Origin of the sequence: Actinomadura sp. B10D3 (assembly GCF_039871695.1) — a bacterium.
GTDB classification, from domain to species: domain Bacteria; phylum Actinomycetota; class Actinomycetes; order Streptosporangiales; family Streptosporangiaceae; genus Spirillospora; species Spirillospora madurae.
This window is the reverse complement of record NZ_JBDPLY010000026.1, coordinates 116,864-130,915: the sequence shown is the minus strand read 5'-3', so window position 1 is coordinate 130,915 and position 14,052 is coordinate 116,864. Positions and strand designations below refer to the sequence as shown.

Annotated in this window: 16 protein-coding genes; 8 read left to right on the top strand and 8 right to left on the bottom strand. The window is 69.3% G+C overall.

What is annotated here, in order from left to right; translation table 11 throughout:
* Positions 1 to 1,181: dihydrolipoamide acetyltransferase family protein (locus ABGB11_RS31525; protein WP_347638797.1), on the top strand; the 1,181-nt coding region annotated here is incomplete at its 5' end.
* A gap of 48 nt (positions 1,182 to 1,229) precedes the next feature.
* On the opposite strand, the gene ABGB11_RS31520 is transcribed toward ABGB11_RS31525, so the two are convergent.
* The 3 genes from ABGB11_RS31520 to ABGB11_RS31510 all read right to left on the bottom strand — a co-directional run bounded on the left by ABGB11_RS31520 (position 1,230) and on the right by ABGB11_RS31510 (position 4,046).
* Positions 1,230 to 1,472: a DUF6458 family protein gene (locus tag ABGB11_RS31520; RefSeq protein WP_347638795.1), complete on the bottom strand. Its 243-nt coding sequence runs from the start codon at positions 1,470 to 1,472 to the stop codon at positions 1,230 to 1,232.
* A gap of 81 nt (positions 1,473 to 1,553) precedes the next feature.
* Entirely contained in the window at positions 1,554 to 3,059 is a 1,506-nt protein-coding gene (locus ABGB11_RS31515; RefSeq protein WP_347638793.1) for a hypothetical protein, read from the bottom strand.
* Between the two features lie 69 nt (positions 3,060 to 3,128).
* Complete coding sequence (locus ABGB11_RS31510; RefSeq protein ID WP_347638791.1) at positions 3,129 to 4,046, bottom strand: EamA family transporter; 918 nt, start codon at positions 4,044 to 4,046, stop codon at positions 3,129 to 3,131.
* Between the two features lie 79 nt (positions 4,047 to 4,125).
* Between ABGB11_RS31510 and ABGB11_RS31505 the strand changes: the two genes are divergently transcribed.
* Complete coding sequence (locus ABGB11_RS31505; RefSeq protein WP_347638789.1) at positions 4,126 to 5,016, top strand: LysR family transcriptional regulator; 891 nt, start codon at positions 4,126 to 4,128, stop codon at positions 5,014 to 5,016.
* Between the two features lie 40 nt (positions 5,017 to 5,056).
* Here ABGB11_RS31505 and ABGB11_RS31500 read toward each other — a convergent pair whose 3' ends face one another.
* A complete protein-coding gene (locus tag ABGB11_RS31500) occupies positions 5,057 to 5,947 on the bottom strand; it encodes an NAD(P)-binding domain-containing protein (protein ID WP_347638787.1) in 891 nt (296 codons plus the stop codon).
* A 138-nt stretch (positions 5,948 to 6,085) separates the two neighbouring features.
* On the opposite strand from ABGB11_RS31500, the gene ABGB11_RS31495 reads away from it, so the two are divergent.
* Positions 6,086 to 6,460, top strand: coding sequence for a helix-turn-helix domain-containing protein (locus tag ABGB11_RS31495; protein ID WP_347638785.1), 375 nt, complete (start codon positions 6,086 to 6,088; stop codon positions 6,458 to 6,460).
* 76 nt (positions 6,461 to 6,536) lie between these two features.
* Positions 6,537 to 6,884, top strand: a complete 348-nt coding sequence (locus tag ABGB11_RS31490) for a hypothetical protein (protein ID WP_347638783.1) — start codon at positions 6,537 to 6,539, stop codon at positions 6,882 to 6,884.
* 601 nt (positions 6,885 to 7,485) lie between these two features.
* On the opposite strand, the gene ABGB11_RS31485 is transcribed toward ABGB11_RS31490, so the two are convergent.
* On the bottom strand, positions 7,486 to 8,010 hold the full coding sequence (locus tag ABGB11_RS31485; protein WP_347638781.1) for a DUF6326 family protein: 525 nt from the start codon (positions 8,008 to 8,010) through the stop codon (positions 7,486 to 7,488).
* A gap of 161 nt (positions 8,011 to 8,171) precedes the next feature.
* Here ABGB11_RS31485 and ABGB11_RS31480 point away from each other — a divergent pair, with 161 nt between their 5' ends.
* The gene (locus ABGB11_RS31480; protein WP_347638779.1) at positions 8,172 to 9,323 is read left to right on the top strand and encodes a sensor histidine kinase; all 1,152 of its coding nucleotides are present in this window, start codon (positions 8,172 to 8,174) and stop codon (positions 9,321 to 9,323) included.
* Positions 9,320 to 9,967 (top strand): response regulator transcription factor, encoded by a 648-nt coding sequence (locus ABGB11_RS31475; protein ID WP_347638778.1) that lies wholly within the window; start codon positions 9,320 to 9,322, stop codon positions 9,965 to 9,967. Before ABGB11_RS31480 ends, ABGB11_RS31475 begins: the two co-directional genes overlap by 4 nt.
* Positions 9,968 to 10,190: 223 nt before the next feature.
* On the opposite strand, the gene ABGB11_RS31470 is transcribed toward ABGB11_RS31475, so the two are convergent.
* Together ABGB11_RS31470 and ABGB11_RS31465 are read right to left on the bottom strand one after the other, a co-directional pair.
* Positions 10,191 to 10,370, bottom strand: coding sequence for a DUF397 domain-containing protein (locus ABGB11_RS31470; RefSeq protein WP_347638776.1), 180 nt, complete (start codon positions 10,368 to 10,370; stop codon positions 10,191 to 10,193).
* Positions 10,367 to 11,161 (bottom strand): helix-turn-helix transcriptional regulator, encoded by a 795-nt coding sequence (locus ABGB11_RS31465; protein WP_347638774.1) that lies wholly within the window; start codon positions 11,159 to 11,161, stop codon positions 10,367 to 10,369. The genes ABGB11_RS31470 and ABGB11_RS31465 overlap by 4 nt, the downstream gene beginning before the upstream one ends.
* Positions 11,162 to 11,375: 214 nt before the next feature.
* On the opposite strand from ABGB11_RS31465, the gene ABGB11_RS31460 reads away from it, so the two are divergent.
* The gene (locus ABGB11_RS31460; RefSeq protein WP_347638772.1) at positions 11,376 to 11,774 is read left to right on the top strand and encodes an ATP-binding protein; all 399 of its coding nucleotides are present in this window, start codon (positions 11,376 to 11,378) and stop codon (positions 11,772 to 11,774) included.
* Between the two features lie 398 nt (positions 11,775 to 12,172).
* Here the strand turns inward: ABGB11_RS31460 and ABGB11_RS31455 are convergent, their stop codons facing one another.
* Entirely contained in the window at positions 12,173 to 13,384 is a 1,212-nt protein-coding gene (locus ABGB11_RS31455; RefSeq protein WP_347638770.1) for an MFS transporter, read from the bottom strand.
* Between the two features lie 82 nt (positions 13,385 to 13,466).
* On the opposite strand from ABGB11_RS31455, the gene ABGB11_RS31450 reads away from it, so the two are divergent.
* Positions 13,467 to 14,021: an ABATE domain-containing protein gene (locus tag ABGB11_RS31450; protein ID WP_347638768.1), complete on the top strand. Its 555-nt coding sequence runs from the start codon at positions 13,467 to 13,469 to the stop codon at positions 14,019 to 14,021.
* Positions 14,022 to 14,052 lie beyond the last annotated feature (31 nt).

The window sequence follows — 14,052 nt, the reverse complement described above, 5'->3', positions numbered from 1 at the left end:
TGGCGACCCCGGTGTCCGAGCCGCCGGCGCAGGCCGCGGCGATGCGCGAGGAGGGCGTGCCGACGGTCAACGAGCCCGGCATGGTGACGCCCGAGGAGCCGCCGAAGCGCCAGCCCGTCCTCGTCGGCTACGGGGTCAAGGAGGGGGCGACCCGGCGGCGCCCGCGCAAGGCGGCCAACGGCACGGCATCCGCCGCCGGGCCTGCTGCCCCGCCCCCGCCCCCGCCCGCGCCTGCGCCTGCGCCGGCCCCTGAAAGGCCGACGGCGCCTCGTCCCCGGCCCGGGGGCGACGGTCTGCCGCTGGCGAAGCCGCCCGTCCGCAAGATGGCCAAGGACCTCGGGGTCGACCTCACGACGATCACGGGGTCGGGTCCGCAGGGGTCGATCACGCGCGAGGACGTCCTCGCCGCGCAGGCCGGGGCCCAGTCGTACACCCAGGCGGCGCCCGCCCAGGCGCGTCCCGTCCAGGCGGGGCCGCGCGAGGAGCGGGTGCCGGTCAAGGGCGTCCGCAAGGCGACGGCGGCGGCGATGTCGTCGTCGGCGTTCACCGCCCCGCACGTCACCGAGTTCCTCCAGGTGGACGTGACGCCGGCGATGCAGACCGTCAGACGGCTCCGCGAGCTGCCCGAGTTCGCGGACGTGAAGGTGTCGCCGCTGCTGCTGGTGGCGCGCGCCCTGCTCACGGCCGTGGCGCGGAACCCGATGGTGAACTCCACGTGGGTGGACGGCCCGGACGGCGCGGAGATCGTCGTCAAGCGCTACGTGAACCTGGGGATCGCGGCGGCCACCGACCGCGGCCTGCTCGTCCCCAAGGTGAAGGACGCGCAGGACCTCGACCTGCCCGGCCTGGCGCGGGCCCTGAACGACCTGGCCGGGAAGGCCCGCGCGGGCAAGGCGACGCCCGCCGACCTGTCCGACGGGACGATCACGATCACCAACGTGGGCGTGTTCGGCGTGGACACCGGGACCCCGATCCTCACCCCGGGCGAGGCGGCGATCCTGGCGTTCGGCCAGGTCCGGGACATGCCGTGGGTGCACGAGGGCGAGCTGGCGATCCGCAAGGTGACCACGCTGTCGCTCTCGTTCGACCACCGCATCGTCGACGGCGAGCTGGGCTCGCGGGTCCTGCGCGACGTCGGCGACATGCTCGAAGACCCGATCCGCATGCTCGCCTGGAGCTGAGAGGGCGTTCGAGGGGCCGGCGCGGCGCGCGCCGGCCCCTCGGGCGTCTCAGGGCCGGGGCGGGTTGTCCCCGTCGTACATGCGCTCGTCGCGCCCGTTCTGGAAGCGGGGGCCGCGCTGCTGCATGCGGGACATCATCAGCAGCTGGAGCGCGAACGACACCCCGCCGACGATGATCAGGATGACCCCGATGATGTGGATGTCCACCGGGTCGGTCATCGCATCCGGTTTGATCGCGAACTTGAGGATCAGCCCGAGGGTGATCGTGAAAACACTGACGCCGACACCCATGCGCTGACCTCCGCCGGACGATCCGATGCCGTGTCTTTTAACTATCCGTTCGGATCGTCCGTCACACGTCGCAGGCGTGGTCTACGAGACGGGAACCTTCTCGGCCTTGCCGAAGGGACCCGCGTCGAAGGTGACGGACGTGACGTCGCCGGGCGGCGCGGGCAGGTAGACGAACCCGCGGACGGGCTGGTCCACGGCGGTGCGGAACACCGCGCGGCCGGGGTCGACGTACGCGCTGGGGCTGCCCGGCACGGCGGGCCCCACGCGAACGGCGCGGTAGACGTCCTTGCCGCCCGACGCCTGGACGGAGAACGAGCCGAACACGGCTCCCGGGTAGGTGGTGTTCGGGTAGGACGCGTCCGGCGGCGTGGTGCCGGGGCCTTCGTTCACGATGTCGAACACGGCGACGAGGTAGGCGCCGTCCCGGTAGAAGGGCTTGACCTCCATGCGCCGTTTGTCGGCACCGAAGCGCGCGGTGAGGGTCTTCACCGTTTCGCCGTCCTGCGCGCGGAAGGCGGCCGGTGTCCCGGAGCCCGCCGCGGTGGTCTTGGGCTGGTAGGAAATGTCGAGCCCGTTGCCGCCCTGCTTGCCGGTCGCCGTGTAGGTGAAGTCGTCGCCGAGCCGCGACTTCATCTCCTTCATGACGGCGTCGGCACGTTCCTGGGACAGCTTCTGGTCGCCCGCGTGCCCTTCGAACGTCAGCGCGCGCGCCGCCTTCGTCTTGATCTCCTGCGCGGCGCCGTCCAGGGCGGCCTTCGCACGGCTCGACAGCTTCGCCGAGTTGGTCTCGAACAGGACGTCGCCGCCCAGGCTGACCGTCACGCCCGAACCGCTGGACGCGACGGTCCCGTTCTCACCCTCGACGATGCCGTACAGGTCCGCCGGGTTCCCGCTCTGCGCACCCGTGGAGGGCGTCGGGGACGTCGACGTGGACGTGGAGGGGCTGGGTGTGGTCAAGCTGGACGGAGTCGTGGCCATGAACGGCTCGGCGCCCACAGACGGCTCGGCCTCAACCGAAGGCGCGGACGACGAGGGTGTGCTCGACGGTGTCGACGAGGTGGGCGGCGTGGTCGTCGGCGTGGTCGTCGGCGCCGAGGAGGGCGTCCCGGTGCCGCTGGTCACCGGGATGCCGGTGAACTCCCCGGCCGTCCCAGGTGTGATCAAGGTGACCTTCTGGACGCTCGCGGGGAGCGGCGGGTACTCGGCGGCCATCTGGCGGGTCGTCCCGGGCGTGAAGCCCTCGCCGCTCGTCGTACCGGTCGGCTTGTAGAGCTTGCGCCCCACCGGGTCGACGATCGCGATCTCGAAGGGGACGGACTTCGCGGCCGAGTCCAGCGACGTGACGCTGTACCGCAGCACCGACTTCGACGCCTGCCGCTCGACTCCCTTGACGTCCACCCGGGCGTGCAGGCCGTCCGCACCCCCGAACCAGCCTTCCTTGGAGTACGCCCCCGCGGTCTGCGCGGCGGGAGTCGAGCCGCCGGCGCGGACCGTGGGAGGGGCGACCTCCTGGGCCCGGTCGGCGTCGACGCAGCCGGCGACGAGGACGAACCCGGCGAGGGCAACGGCGAGGGGCAAAGAACGCATCTGCCATCCGGTCGGGGGAAACGGACGGGGAACGCGGCCCAGATTAGTGAAACGCCCACCGCCCCGCCATCACTCGGCCGCGGCACGCGCCCGGGCGGGGTTGAACTGTCCCGCGACCAGGGCGGCGAGAGCAAGGGCGAACCCGGCGACCTGGACGAGCGTGAAGGCCTCACCTACCAGCAAGACTCCGAGGAGCGCCGCGACGAGCGGAGACAGGAGCCCGAGCAACGCCGCCGCAGTGACGGGCAGCCTGCCGATACCGCGGAACCACAGCATGTAGGCGATGACTCCGCCCACGGTGGCGAGCCAGAGGTAGCCGGCGACGGCCGGTGCGTCCACCCGAGCCGGGACGCCTTCGAAGACCAGCGTCAGCGGAAGGAGGAACAGCCCGCCACTGGAGAGCAGCCATCCCGTGAGCGTCAGCGGACTCACCCCCGCGGGCCGTCCCCAGCGCTTGGTCAGGGTGACGCCGGTCGCCATGGACACCGCACCGCCGAGCCCGGCGACGATCCCCACCGGGTCGAGGCCCGCGCCGGGGCCGATCACGACGAGGCCGACGCCGACCACACCGGCCGTCCCCCAGGACAGCCGCCAGGACGACGGTGACTCCCGCAGAACGGCGACGGCCAGCCCGGCCACGATCAGCGGCTGGACGGAGCCCAGCGTGGCCGCCACACCGCCGGGCAGCCGCTCGGCGGCCAGGAAGAGCAGCGGGAAGAAGGCACCGATGTTGAAGATGCCGAGCACGGGGGCCTTCCACCACCAGTCGCCGCGCGGCAGCGTCCGGGACAGCGCGACGGCGAGGAGGCCGAGCGGCAGCGAGCGCATCAGGGCGGCGAACAGCGGCCGGTCCGGCGGCAGCAGCTCGGTGGTCACCGCGTAGGTCGTGCCCCAGGCCGTCGGCGCGACGGCGGTCGCGGCGATGAGCGCGAGCAACGTGAACGGGGGGCGCGGAGTGTGGAGCTTCGGAGCAGCGATCGTGGTCATGCAAGAAGTCTCAGCGGCCACGCATCAATGCGTCCAACACATGGTTTTCATCCCATCAATCGCAATCTAAGATCGATCGATGGACCTGCAACAGCTGCGCTACGTCGTCGCGGTGGCGGAGACCCGGAACTTCACCCGGGCCGCCGAGCAGTGCTTCGTGGTGCAGTCGGCGCTGAGCCACCGGATCGCGTACCTGGAGCGCGAGCTCGGCGTGAAGCTGTTCGCCCGCACCAGCCGCCGGGTCGAGCTCACCCCCGCCGGCGCGGCCTTCCTTCCCGCAGCACGCCAGGCGCTGGAGGCGGCGGAGCGTGCGGTGGCCGAGGCCTCCGCCGCAGTGGGCCTGGTGCGCGGACGCCTCGCGGTCGGCGTCATCCCCACGGCCGCAGCGGTCGACATGCCCGCCGTCCTGCAGCACTTCCGCCAACGCCACCCCGAGGTGCGGATCAGCCTCCGCGTCGGCGGGAGCGACGAGCTGACCGCACAAGTAGCGGCCGGTGAGCTCGACATCGCCGCTCTGGGCCTGCCCGAAGGCGACCGCCCCCGCGGCGTCCAGGTCCGCGAACTGGCCCGCGACCGTCTGGTGGCGGTCGTCCCGCCGACCCATGAACTGGCAGGCAGAACCCGGGTCAGCCTCGACCGACTCGCCGAAGAGACCTTCGTCGACTTCCCCGCCCACACCCCCGGCCGCGCCCAAAGCGACCGAGCGTTCGCCGCAGCAGGCCTGGTCCGCGACGTCGCCTTCGAAGTCATGGCACCAGACCTGCTGACCCGCATCGTCCGCCAGGGCCTGGCGATGGCGCTCCTGCCCTCCGCCGTAGCAGGAATCGCCCCAGACCTGTCGGCGATCCAAGTGATCAACGGCCCCCGCCGCGTCGAGTACCTGGTCTGGAGCGAGTTCAACCCAAGCCCCGCCACCCACGCCTTCCTAGCGTCCCTAGACGAAGTCGCTCACCAGCCGGGACAGGTGTAGGGGGCCTGGACGTCGCTGACGCGTTCGCGGAGCCGGGTGCTCACGCGTCCGGGTCTGGAGTGCGGATGCCGTCGATGATCCGAGTCCAGTTGTCGCCGCCGTGACCGTCCTTGATCGCTCGGAGGTAGTGGCGCTGGACCGCGCGGGGCAGGGCGAGATCGATACCCGCTTTCTCGCTTGCCTCGACGATGTGGTCGGCGGTCGCACCCATCATGGTCGCGGTGCTGAGGGCGCCCGGGTGCTCGCCGGCGTCGATCTGGGCACCTGGGCTCTCGCCAGCCTCCAGCATGGCCGGGATGCCGGCCAGGGTCGGCATCACCTCCGGGAAGACTTCGCTCGCCTTGAGGCCCGCCGACTGCAGCAGCGCGGTGGCATGCATGAGCGACGACAGCGTGGTGAGGAAGACGTCGAGGTTGGCCAGATACATCAGCTGGGCCAGAGCGGGATCCTCGCCGAGGTAGCGCGGCCTCGCGATCTGGGCAAGCGTCCCGTGGTGCTGGTCCATCGCCTCACGCGGCCCGCTGTAGTACGCGTACGCCGCCTCGGTGCCGACCATCGGTGCCGGGACCATCACGCCGCCGGTGAGGAACGCCGCCCCGTGCCTGCCGGCCCATGCCGCGGCCTCGCGGGTGCGTTCCGGGGTGTCGGAGCTGAGATTGGCCAACGTACGCCCGGCCAGCGATGCCGTCTCGCTGTCCAGGATGTCCCACATCGCCTGGTAGTCGGTCAGGCTGAGGATGATCAGGTCGCCGGCAGCCAGAGCCTCCGAAGGAGTGGCGGCGAGTCGCGCCCCGGCCGCGACGACATCGTCAGCGCGGCCAGGAGTGCGGTTCCACACCGTGACCGGGTGCCCGGCCTGCATCAGGGTTCGGGTCATCGCCTGGCCCATCGGCCCCAGGCCGAGCACGGTGACGGGTGAGGGAGTGGGCATGCGTGAATCTCCTTGTAAGACTTGGTCACTTGCAGACCCAGCCTCACCCCTGCCACTCTCGATCGGAAGTACCCACTAAATAGTGGGGTACGCACCTGTTGGTAAGTACCCCACCTGCCTGAACTGAACGAGGTGCGCATGCCTGGCCGTCGAGGTCCCTACATCTGCGGGATCGATGCCGCACTGGACGTCGTGAGTGGAAAGTGGAAAGGCCTCGTCCTCTGGGAGTTGCATGCCCACGGCACCCGCCGCTTCGCCGAACTACGGCGAGGGCTCCCCGGGGTGAGCGAGAAAATGCTCACCCAGCACCTTCGCCAGATGGAAGAGGACGGCCTCATCCACCGCAAGGTCTACGCAGAAGTACCACCGAAGGTCGAGTACTCGCTCACGGAAGCAGGCGCCGCACTCAACGAGGCGCTACGCCCCCTCGGCGACTGGGGAATGGAAAGGATTCACCGAAACAACCTCGAAGTCGCGGGAACCCCACAATCGACGGAGTCGGCAACGTCCTGACCCGCGACAGCCGGCGCCCTCCGACCGTCGCGGAACTCCTGCCCTTCGCGGACCTGGGCACCGGCACCTGCGTCGGATGGGTCGTCCCGGCGCCGGAACTCGGGCGCACAGACCACCCGGTGGCTTCCTTCGGCCACATGGCGCCGAGCGTCATCGGCCGCAACTCGCACCGGACGACGACTTCGGCGACGACCACCCCACCGTCACCGGCGAGATCGACACGATCCTGGCCGACGCGTCCCGGATGCTCGACGCGGGCCACCCGGCGAGCGCCCTCCTGGGCCTGACCGCCGCCTACCACGAGGACTCGCAGAACCTCCCGGACCTCCACCCCCTGTGGTCCCGTGCCTACGACGACCTCAACCGCCCCCTACTCCGCGAACGCCTCGACGTCATGCTGGAAAACCACCTGCAGACATTCTAATGCCGCACACCGGCCAAAGGTGCCAATGAATTGGCATCCAGACTTATCGACTTCCGTGGTGGCTGAGAAAATACTGGTCCTCCGCAAGTATGCGGAGGACCAGTCGTCATAGTTGAAGCGCCGGATGGTTTCAGGCGCCGATCACGATTCCATCGCGGAGCAGCCTGTGCACGTCCTGGTCCGCCTCACTTCGCGACCGTTCTCGTCGTATTCAACGACATCCGGACCCCAGAGATGCGGACCGCCGCCATTACCGTTGCACATTATGTTCACTCCTCATGATCTCATTTATTGAGCACGTGACATACGGTACACAGTCTGAGAGGGTCTCGCAAAAGGCAGATGATCTCCGTGCGGCAAGTGTCTGTTAGCCTGAGACAGGTCGCATTGGATCGGGTGCTTCATCTTCGGATCAGGGTCGTACCAGCCACCGCCGCATTGCTTGGGGGAGGCGTCGCAGGATGACACCGATGTGGCCTTGGTCAACTGCCTCGTCGAGGGTGGCGACGAGTACCCCACGTTCACCGGGGAGATCGACACGATCCCGGCCGACGCGTCCCAGATGCTCGACGCGGGCCACCCGCGGGCGCGGGGCGGGCAGTCACGCCTGCTGCGGCCTGTGGGGTGGCTCGCTGTCGAGGCCGGCTGCAGGGGTCGCCGGTGATGCGATGCGGCGTGGCCAGGCCCAGGCGGAGCGCAGGATGAAGGCCAGGAGCAGCACCTCAAGTCCGATGGAGAGGCCGTAGAAGTAGGAGTAGGTCCAAGTCTCCCCTACCGCGTTGAACATCGAGACGGGGATGTAGAGCGTTGCGACGACGAGGTTGATGGTGCGGTTGACACGGGCGGGCAGTGTCACGGAGAGCAGGATCATGAGGATCGGGATGGCCATGAGCGTGAGCGCGATGGCGACGAAGGTCGGGCCGGTGTCGAACTCGTGGACGGTGCCGGCCAGGAGGTCGTCGAGGAAGCCGGGCTTGTACAGGGCGAGGTAGTCGACGTAGATGTAGAGGAACATGAAGCTGGTCCATGCCGCTGCGAGCTTGGCCTGCACGGGCATGCGCAGGTCTTCCAGCGTGCTCTGGGACCGCGGATTCTCTGGTGCGGTGTGGGATTGGAGAATTCTCATCACAATCTCCCTGGCTTGATCGGGTGGGTGCTTTAACCTTCACGAATGCCGGCGGCGGGCACATCAGCCGCGGAGCCTGGTTCGACCTGGCCGTTGGCACAGCCGGGCTCTTGTACTTTCGGCGGATACACCGAGCACGCACGGCTGCCTAGGCTGATCAGATGGCCACCAACGCACTCCGCGCGCTGTGGGCCGAACCTCGACCCACGAATGCCCCGGACCTGGGGCCGCGGGACTGGGCGTTGGTGGCAGTACTGATCTGCTGGTCGGTGGCGGAAGCGGTGCTTCGCCAGGGCCTGGCGCCACGCCCGCTGCTGCTACTCGCGGTGCTCGGGGTACTCGGCCCCCTGCTGTGGCGACGCACGCACCCGCTCGTCGCGGTCGCGGTCTCCTTCGGCACGTTGACGATCGTCGACATCGTCAGAATCCTCACCGGGGCGCAAGGCGCCCTGCTGAACAGCAGCATTGCGGCGCTGATCCTGGCCTACGCCGTGTTCCGGTGGGGCTCCGGTCGGGAAGCCGCAGGCGGCCTCGGCGTCATCCTGCTCTGGCCGGCTGTCGTCACCGCCCTCGGTGCCGACCCCACCAGCCTGGCGGAGCTGGTCGCGGGATACGCGTTCTTCCTGTTCGCCGCCGCGCTCGGCACCGCGATCCGCTATCGCACGAAGATCCTCATCCGCGACATCGACCAGGCCAAGGCCCGCGAACGCGAACAGCTCGCTCGTGAACTCCACGACACCGTCGCCCATCACGTCTCGGGCATCGCCATCCAGGCCCAAGCAGGCTGTGCCGTCGCGGCCTCCCACCCCGAGCGTGCCGTCGAGGCCCTGGCCGTCATCGAGGACGCAGCGACCCGCACCCTCACCGAGCTGCGCGCCATCGTCGGCGTGCTCCGCGCCACACAGGAGACCGAGTTCGCGCCGCAGCCCGGCGTGGCCGAGGTCGAGCAGCTCGCCACCGATGGCCGGACGCGTCCCTGCGTCAAGGTGACGCTATTCGGCGAGTTCGACGACCTCAGCCCGGCGGTCGGGGCCGCGATCTACCGCCTGGCCCAGGAGTCCATCACCAACGCTCGACGGCACGCCCGTCACGCGACCCAGGTCACCGTCGCCGTCACAGGCGACGCCGACCAGGTACGGCTGACCATCGACGACGACGGCTCCGCCGCCGGCGGCCGCGCCCCGGGAGGCTACGGCCTGGTGGGCATGCGGGAACGCGCCTCACTGCTCGGCGGCACCTTCCACGCAGGCCCCACCGCCGAGCGGGGCTGGCGGGTAGAGGCGGTCCTGCCTCGAACCGGGACGCCACGATGAGCATCAGGGTCCTCATCGCCGACGACCAGGCCATCGTGCGCACCGGGCTGACCATGCTGCTCGACGCCCAACCCGACATCGACGTGGTGGGCGCGGCCGCCGACGGGCGCGAGGCAGTCCGCCTGGCGCTCCAGTTGCGCCCCGACGTCGGCCTGTTCGACATCCGGATGCCGCTGATGGACGGCATCGAAGCCACCCGACGCCTCGCCGGCCCCGGCGTCACCGATCCCCTGGCGATCGTGGTCATCACCACCTTCGACCTCGACGAGTATGTCCACGGGGCGCTCAAAGCCGGCGCCCGCGGGTTCCTCCTCAAGGACGCCGGACCCGCCCTGCTGACCCAGGCCATCCACGCCGCCGCCGACGGAGACGCGCTGATCGCACCCAGCGTGACTGTCCGACTGCTCGCAGCGTTCGCCCACGCACAGACCCCACCACCGAGGCAGCCGATAGAACCGCTCACCGCCCGCGAGGAGGAAGTCCTCGTGCCCGTAGCCCAAGGCCGCACCAACAATGAGATCGCCAGCGAGCTCCATATCACCCCAAGCACCGTCAAAGCCCACCTCGCCAGCCTCATGCGAAAGCTCGGCGCCCGAAACCGCGTCGAGGTCGCCATGTGGGCCCACGAGACCGGCCGCATCTGACGCCACGAAGGCTCCCACCGCCGTTTGCGGCGGGCCCATACGGCGGTATGAAGCCGGGCGTACTGGTCGACTGATGCGGGGTCGGCCGTCTTCCAGGCGGGGGCCGCGATTCGGCATCTCCAGGAGGTCTACCTGGAACATGGCCCCCTCACCCGCGACGAGGCAGCCACCGAACTTCGTCGTTGGGCCCCAGGCTTCCACAGCGCCCGATAATCGCAAGCCGCTAGAGGTTCTTAATCACACTGGTGAACTTTTGGAACTCATTACGACTCATCACTACCTTGGGGCCGTCAGGGTCCTTGCTGTCGCGGAACACCACCATGAGAGTACCGTCGGCGACTTCAACACAATTGTCTCCCGACTCGTTACTGCGGGACGACTTACGCCAGCGAATCTTGCTCATGTCCATCTTTCCCTGATCACCCTTCGGATGAGGTCTCGCGTATCTCTCACGTTCAGCGCCTCGGCCTGTAGTGTTGCCATCGCCTTGTTGACGAATGCCACATGAGGTGGACTCGTTGATGTTTCTCCGCCATAGGCCTTGGCCGTATAGACGACTTGGCGCTGATCGGGGAGTGTAGCGATCGTGAAAGTCGCCCAAACGTTCCGGATGTAGCGAATCGGCGCCACCTGAATACTGATATTCTCTATTTCAGACAGTTCAAGGAGCCTTTCGAGCTGCTCCTTCATGACCGTTTTTCCTCCGACTTCCCGATGTAAGACCGTTTCGTCCATGACCGCTATAACACTTGGCGGCGGTTTGCGACATAGAATCTCCTGCCGCCTCATTCTGTTTTTTACCGCGTCGTCGTCGCTCAGCAGTACGCGAGCATAAGCTTCGTTCTGCAAGAGTCCATAGACCACCCTGTCCTCATAGGAACGGAGCATGTCCGCCGACTGCTCGGCCTTCGGGAAGTTGGCGAAGTACTCGGGGTACTTGTCGGACTTGATGGATTCTAGTAGCTCGTCCCAGACTTCGGCGAGAGTCGTGCCGGACTTGAGAGCACGATCGAGTCGGACGGCGAACTCCCGACGGCAGCGCGTCCGACCGGATTCAACCTGTGCGACGTAACTGCGGGTCACATTGACCAGGTCAGCCAAGGTCTGCTGGTTGAACCCCGCAGCCTTTCGGAGGCGCCTTACCTCTGCCCCGAAGGTCAAGAACTCAGGCTTGACTCGGTTGTACATCGTCATGGCGGCCTCCGGGGGGAAACAGAGGGGGGTGTTAGCAGAAGCGACAGCAGTTGATGCTCTTTTGTTAGTAGTCCGCCGCTTCACAAGCATCATAAACCCGCACGTGGCCTCATGGTGTTCGTTCAATTACTCAGGGTGATAGCGGCGGGTTCTTCCGGTTTGGCGGGTTGGCTCCGTTCGCGATCAGCCCTCGTCCAGGCTGGAGGGGTTACCGATGCCAGCGGTCATGCTCGCGCCGGAGGCGGCGCCGCTCGTGCTCGATCCGTCCGACGAGGCGCCCGCGAAAGCGCGCCGCTACCTCACCGACCGGTTCCGCGAGCTGGGGCACACCGATGACTTCGTCGGACGGCTCGTGGTTACCGAGCTGGTGACCAACAGCTACAAGCACGTCGGGATCGGGCACATCGTCGTCCGCGTCTTTCCGGACGTGCGCGAGCCGCTCGCCGTCATCGAGGTCTGGGACGAGAGCACCGCCCTCCCCGTCGTCCAGAACGAGGACGACGACGCCGAGAGCGGGCGCGGCCTGCTGCTGATGGCGCAACTCGTTCACGACTGGGGCGTCCGGCCGCTCAACGAGGAAGGCAAGGTCGTATGGGCTCGCTGCGCCCGCTGAACGTCCAAGCGGGCCCGTACGACCGGGCTCCGGCCGGACCTCTGGAGCTGAATCTCGACATCGACCGGGCTCTCGCCGACTTACAGCGCGCCTTCCCGGGCATCTGCATCTGGCACCGGGACTTCACCGGTTCGCTGTGGGCGCTCCTTCCGGACCGGCTGGTCGAGGCCAGGACGGCTGCCGGACTGGCCCGCCAACTACGCGCCGGCCTGCCTCGCCCGCATTTCCGGGCCCAGCCCGAGGCGCGTCCTCGCCACGCTCGGCCGTCCACCCGGCGACCTGCGAGACGCGGCAGGCGTTCCCGGCGTCGCCTGCTTCGCCGGCTCCTGGCCCCCGCGGCTTCGCTCCCATGACCGCGGGAAGCGCCCGCACGCCCTGCGGGTGCCTGGGCGACGTGGTCAGCGGGCGCGGGGGCTTCGGGCTTCTGTGACGGTCCAGGCGAGCAGGGCGAGCAGCGGGAGTGTGCCGCCGGCGACGGTGACCGCGGGCCAGCCGCCGGAGTGGTAGGCGTACGCGCCGAGCTGGGAGCCGAGCGCGCCGCCCAGGAAGATCGTGGCCAGGTAGGAGCTGTTGATGCGGGCCCGCGCCTCCGGGTCGAGCGCGTGGACGGAGTGCTGGCCGAGGATGAACGAGCCCTGCACCGCCATGTCGACGAGCACGGCCGCGGCGGCGAGGAGCAGGACGTGGTCGCGGCCGAGCCCGCCCACGACGAACGCCAGCACGCCCATGCCGTAGGCGACCGCCGTCATCGGCCGGTTGAGGCCGCGGTCGGCCCAGCGCCCGGCCGCCGGGGCGATCATCGCGCCGCCCGCGCCGACCAGCGCGAAGAGGCCGACGCCCAGCTCCGAGTAGTGGAACGGCGCGCCGGTCAGCACGTAGGACACGGTGGTCCAGTATGCGGAGAACGCGCCGAACAGCGCGGCCTGGAACAGGGCGCGGCGCCGGAGCGGCGCGTGGACCCGGAGGAGCCGGCCCGTGGAGCGCAGCAGCCGCCCGTACGGCTCGTGCGTCGTCGGGGCGCGCGACGGAAGCGCCGACCGCAGCGCCACCGCGAGGACGGCCATGAACGCGGCGGACGCGAGATAGACGACGCGCCATCCGGCGACCTCGGCGATCAGGCTGCCCGCGGTGCGTGACAAGAGGATCCCGGCGAGCAGGCCGCTCATCACCTGGCCGACGACGCGGCCGCGCCGATGGTCGGGCGCGAGGTTGGCGGCGAACGGCACCAGGATCTGCGCCACCACCGACATCGCGCCGATGACCAGCGCGGCGGCGAGCAGCACCGGGAAGTACGCCGCCGTCCCGGCCACGACCAGCGCGGCCGTCACCACGCCCAGCATCACCGAGACCAGGCGGCGGGTCTCGAACCGGTCGCCGAGCGGGACCAGCAGCACCATCCCGGCCGCGTAGCCGATCTGGGTGACGGTGACCAGGCTCCCCGCGGCGACGTCGCCGACGTGGAACGCGTCGCGCAGGCCGGCCAGCAAGGGCTGGGCGTAGTACAGGTTCGCGACGGTCAGCCCGCAGGCGACCGCCAGGAGCAGGACGGTCCGGCCCGGCGGAGCCTGCCCGGCCTCGGTCGTCGTCTCGGATCGCGCGTCGACGGACACGAACACCTCACGGAATCGGGAACCGGTTTAACTGGTGCCCAGACGGTACCAGTCAAACCGGTTCCTTGGTTAGGCTGGGTGCATGGCCACACGCTTCCGCCAGGGGGCCGGGCGCCTCAGCCTGGACTTCGTCAGGACGCTCCGCTTCCGGGGCACGGACCACACCATCGAGGAGCTGCCCGACCTGGCGGCGGTGACCGCCTGGATCGAGCAGTGCGTCCCGCATGTAGAGGGCCCCGCGGGCGCGACCGGCGCCGCCGAGGCCCGCACGGTGCGCGAGGCGATCCACGAGATGGTCACCGCGGCGTGGCGCGGCGAGCGGATCCCCGCGACGGTGCGGGACGTGGTCAACGGCGCCGCCGCCCGGCCCGTGCCCGCACCGCACATGGACGCCGAAGGCGACGTGCGGTGGCAGGCCGACGACCTCGTCTCGGCCGTTCTCGCAGTCCTCTCCCGCGACGTGCTGGAGCTCGTCGCCTCGCCGCACCTCGCGCGCCTCCGCCAATGCGCCGGAACCGACTGCAGCGCCCTGTTCCTAGACCTGTCCCGGCCGGGCAGGCGGCGCTGGTGCTCCATGGACCACTGCGGCAACCGCGCCAAGAAGGAGACCCTGCGTCGCCGTGCCGGGCGGCCCTGACGCCGGACAGCGCTGTAGCCCCTGCCCGGCC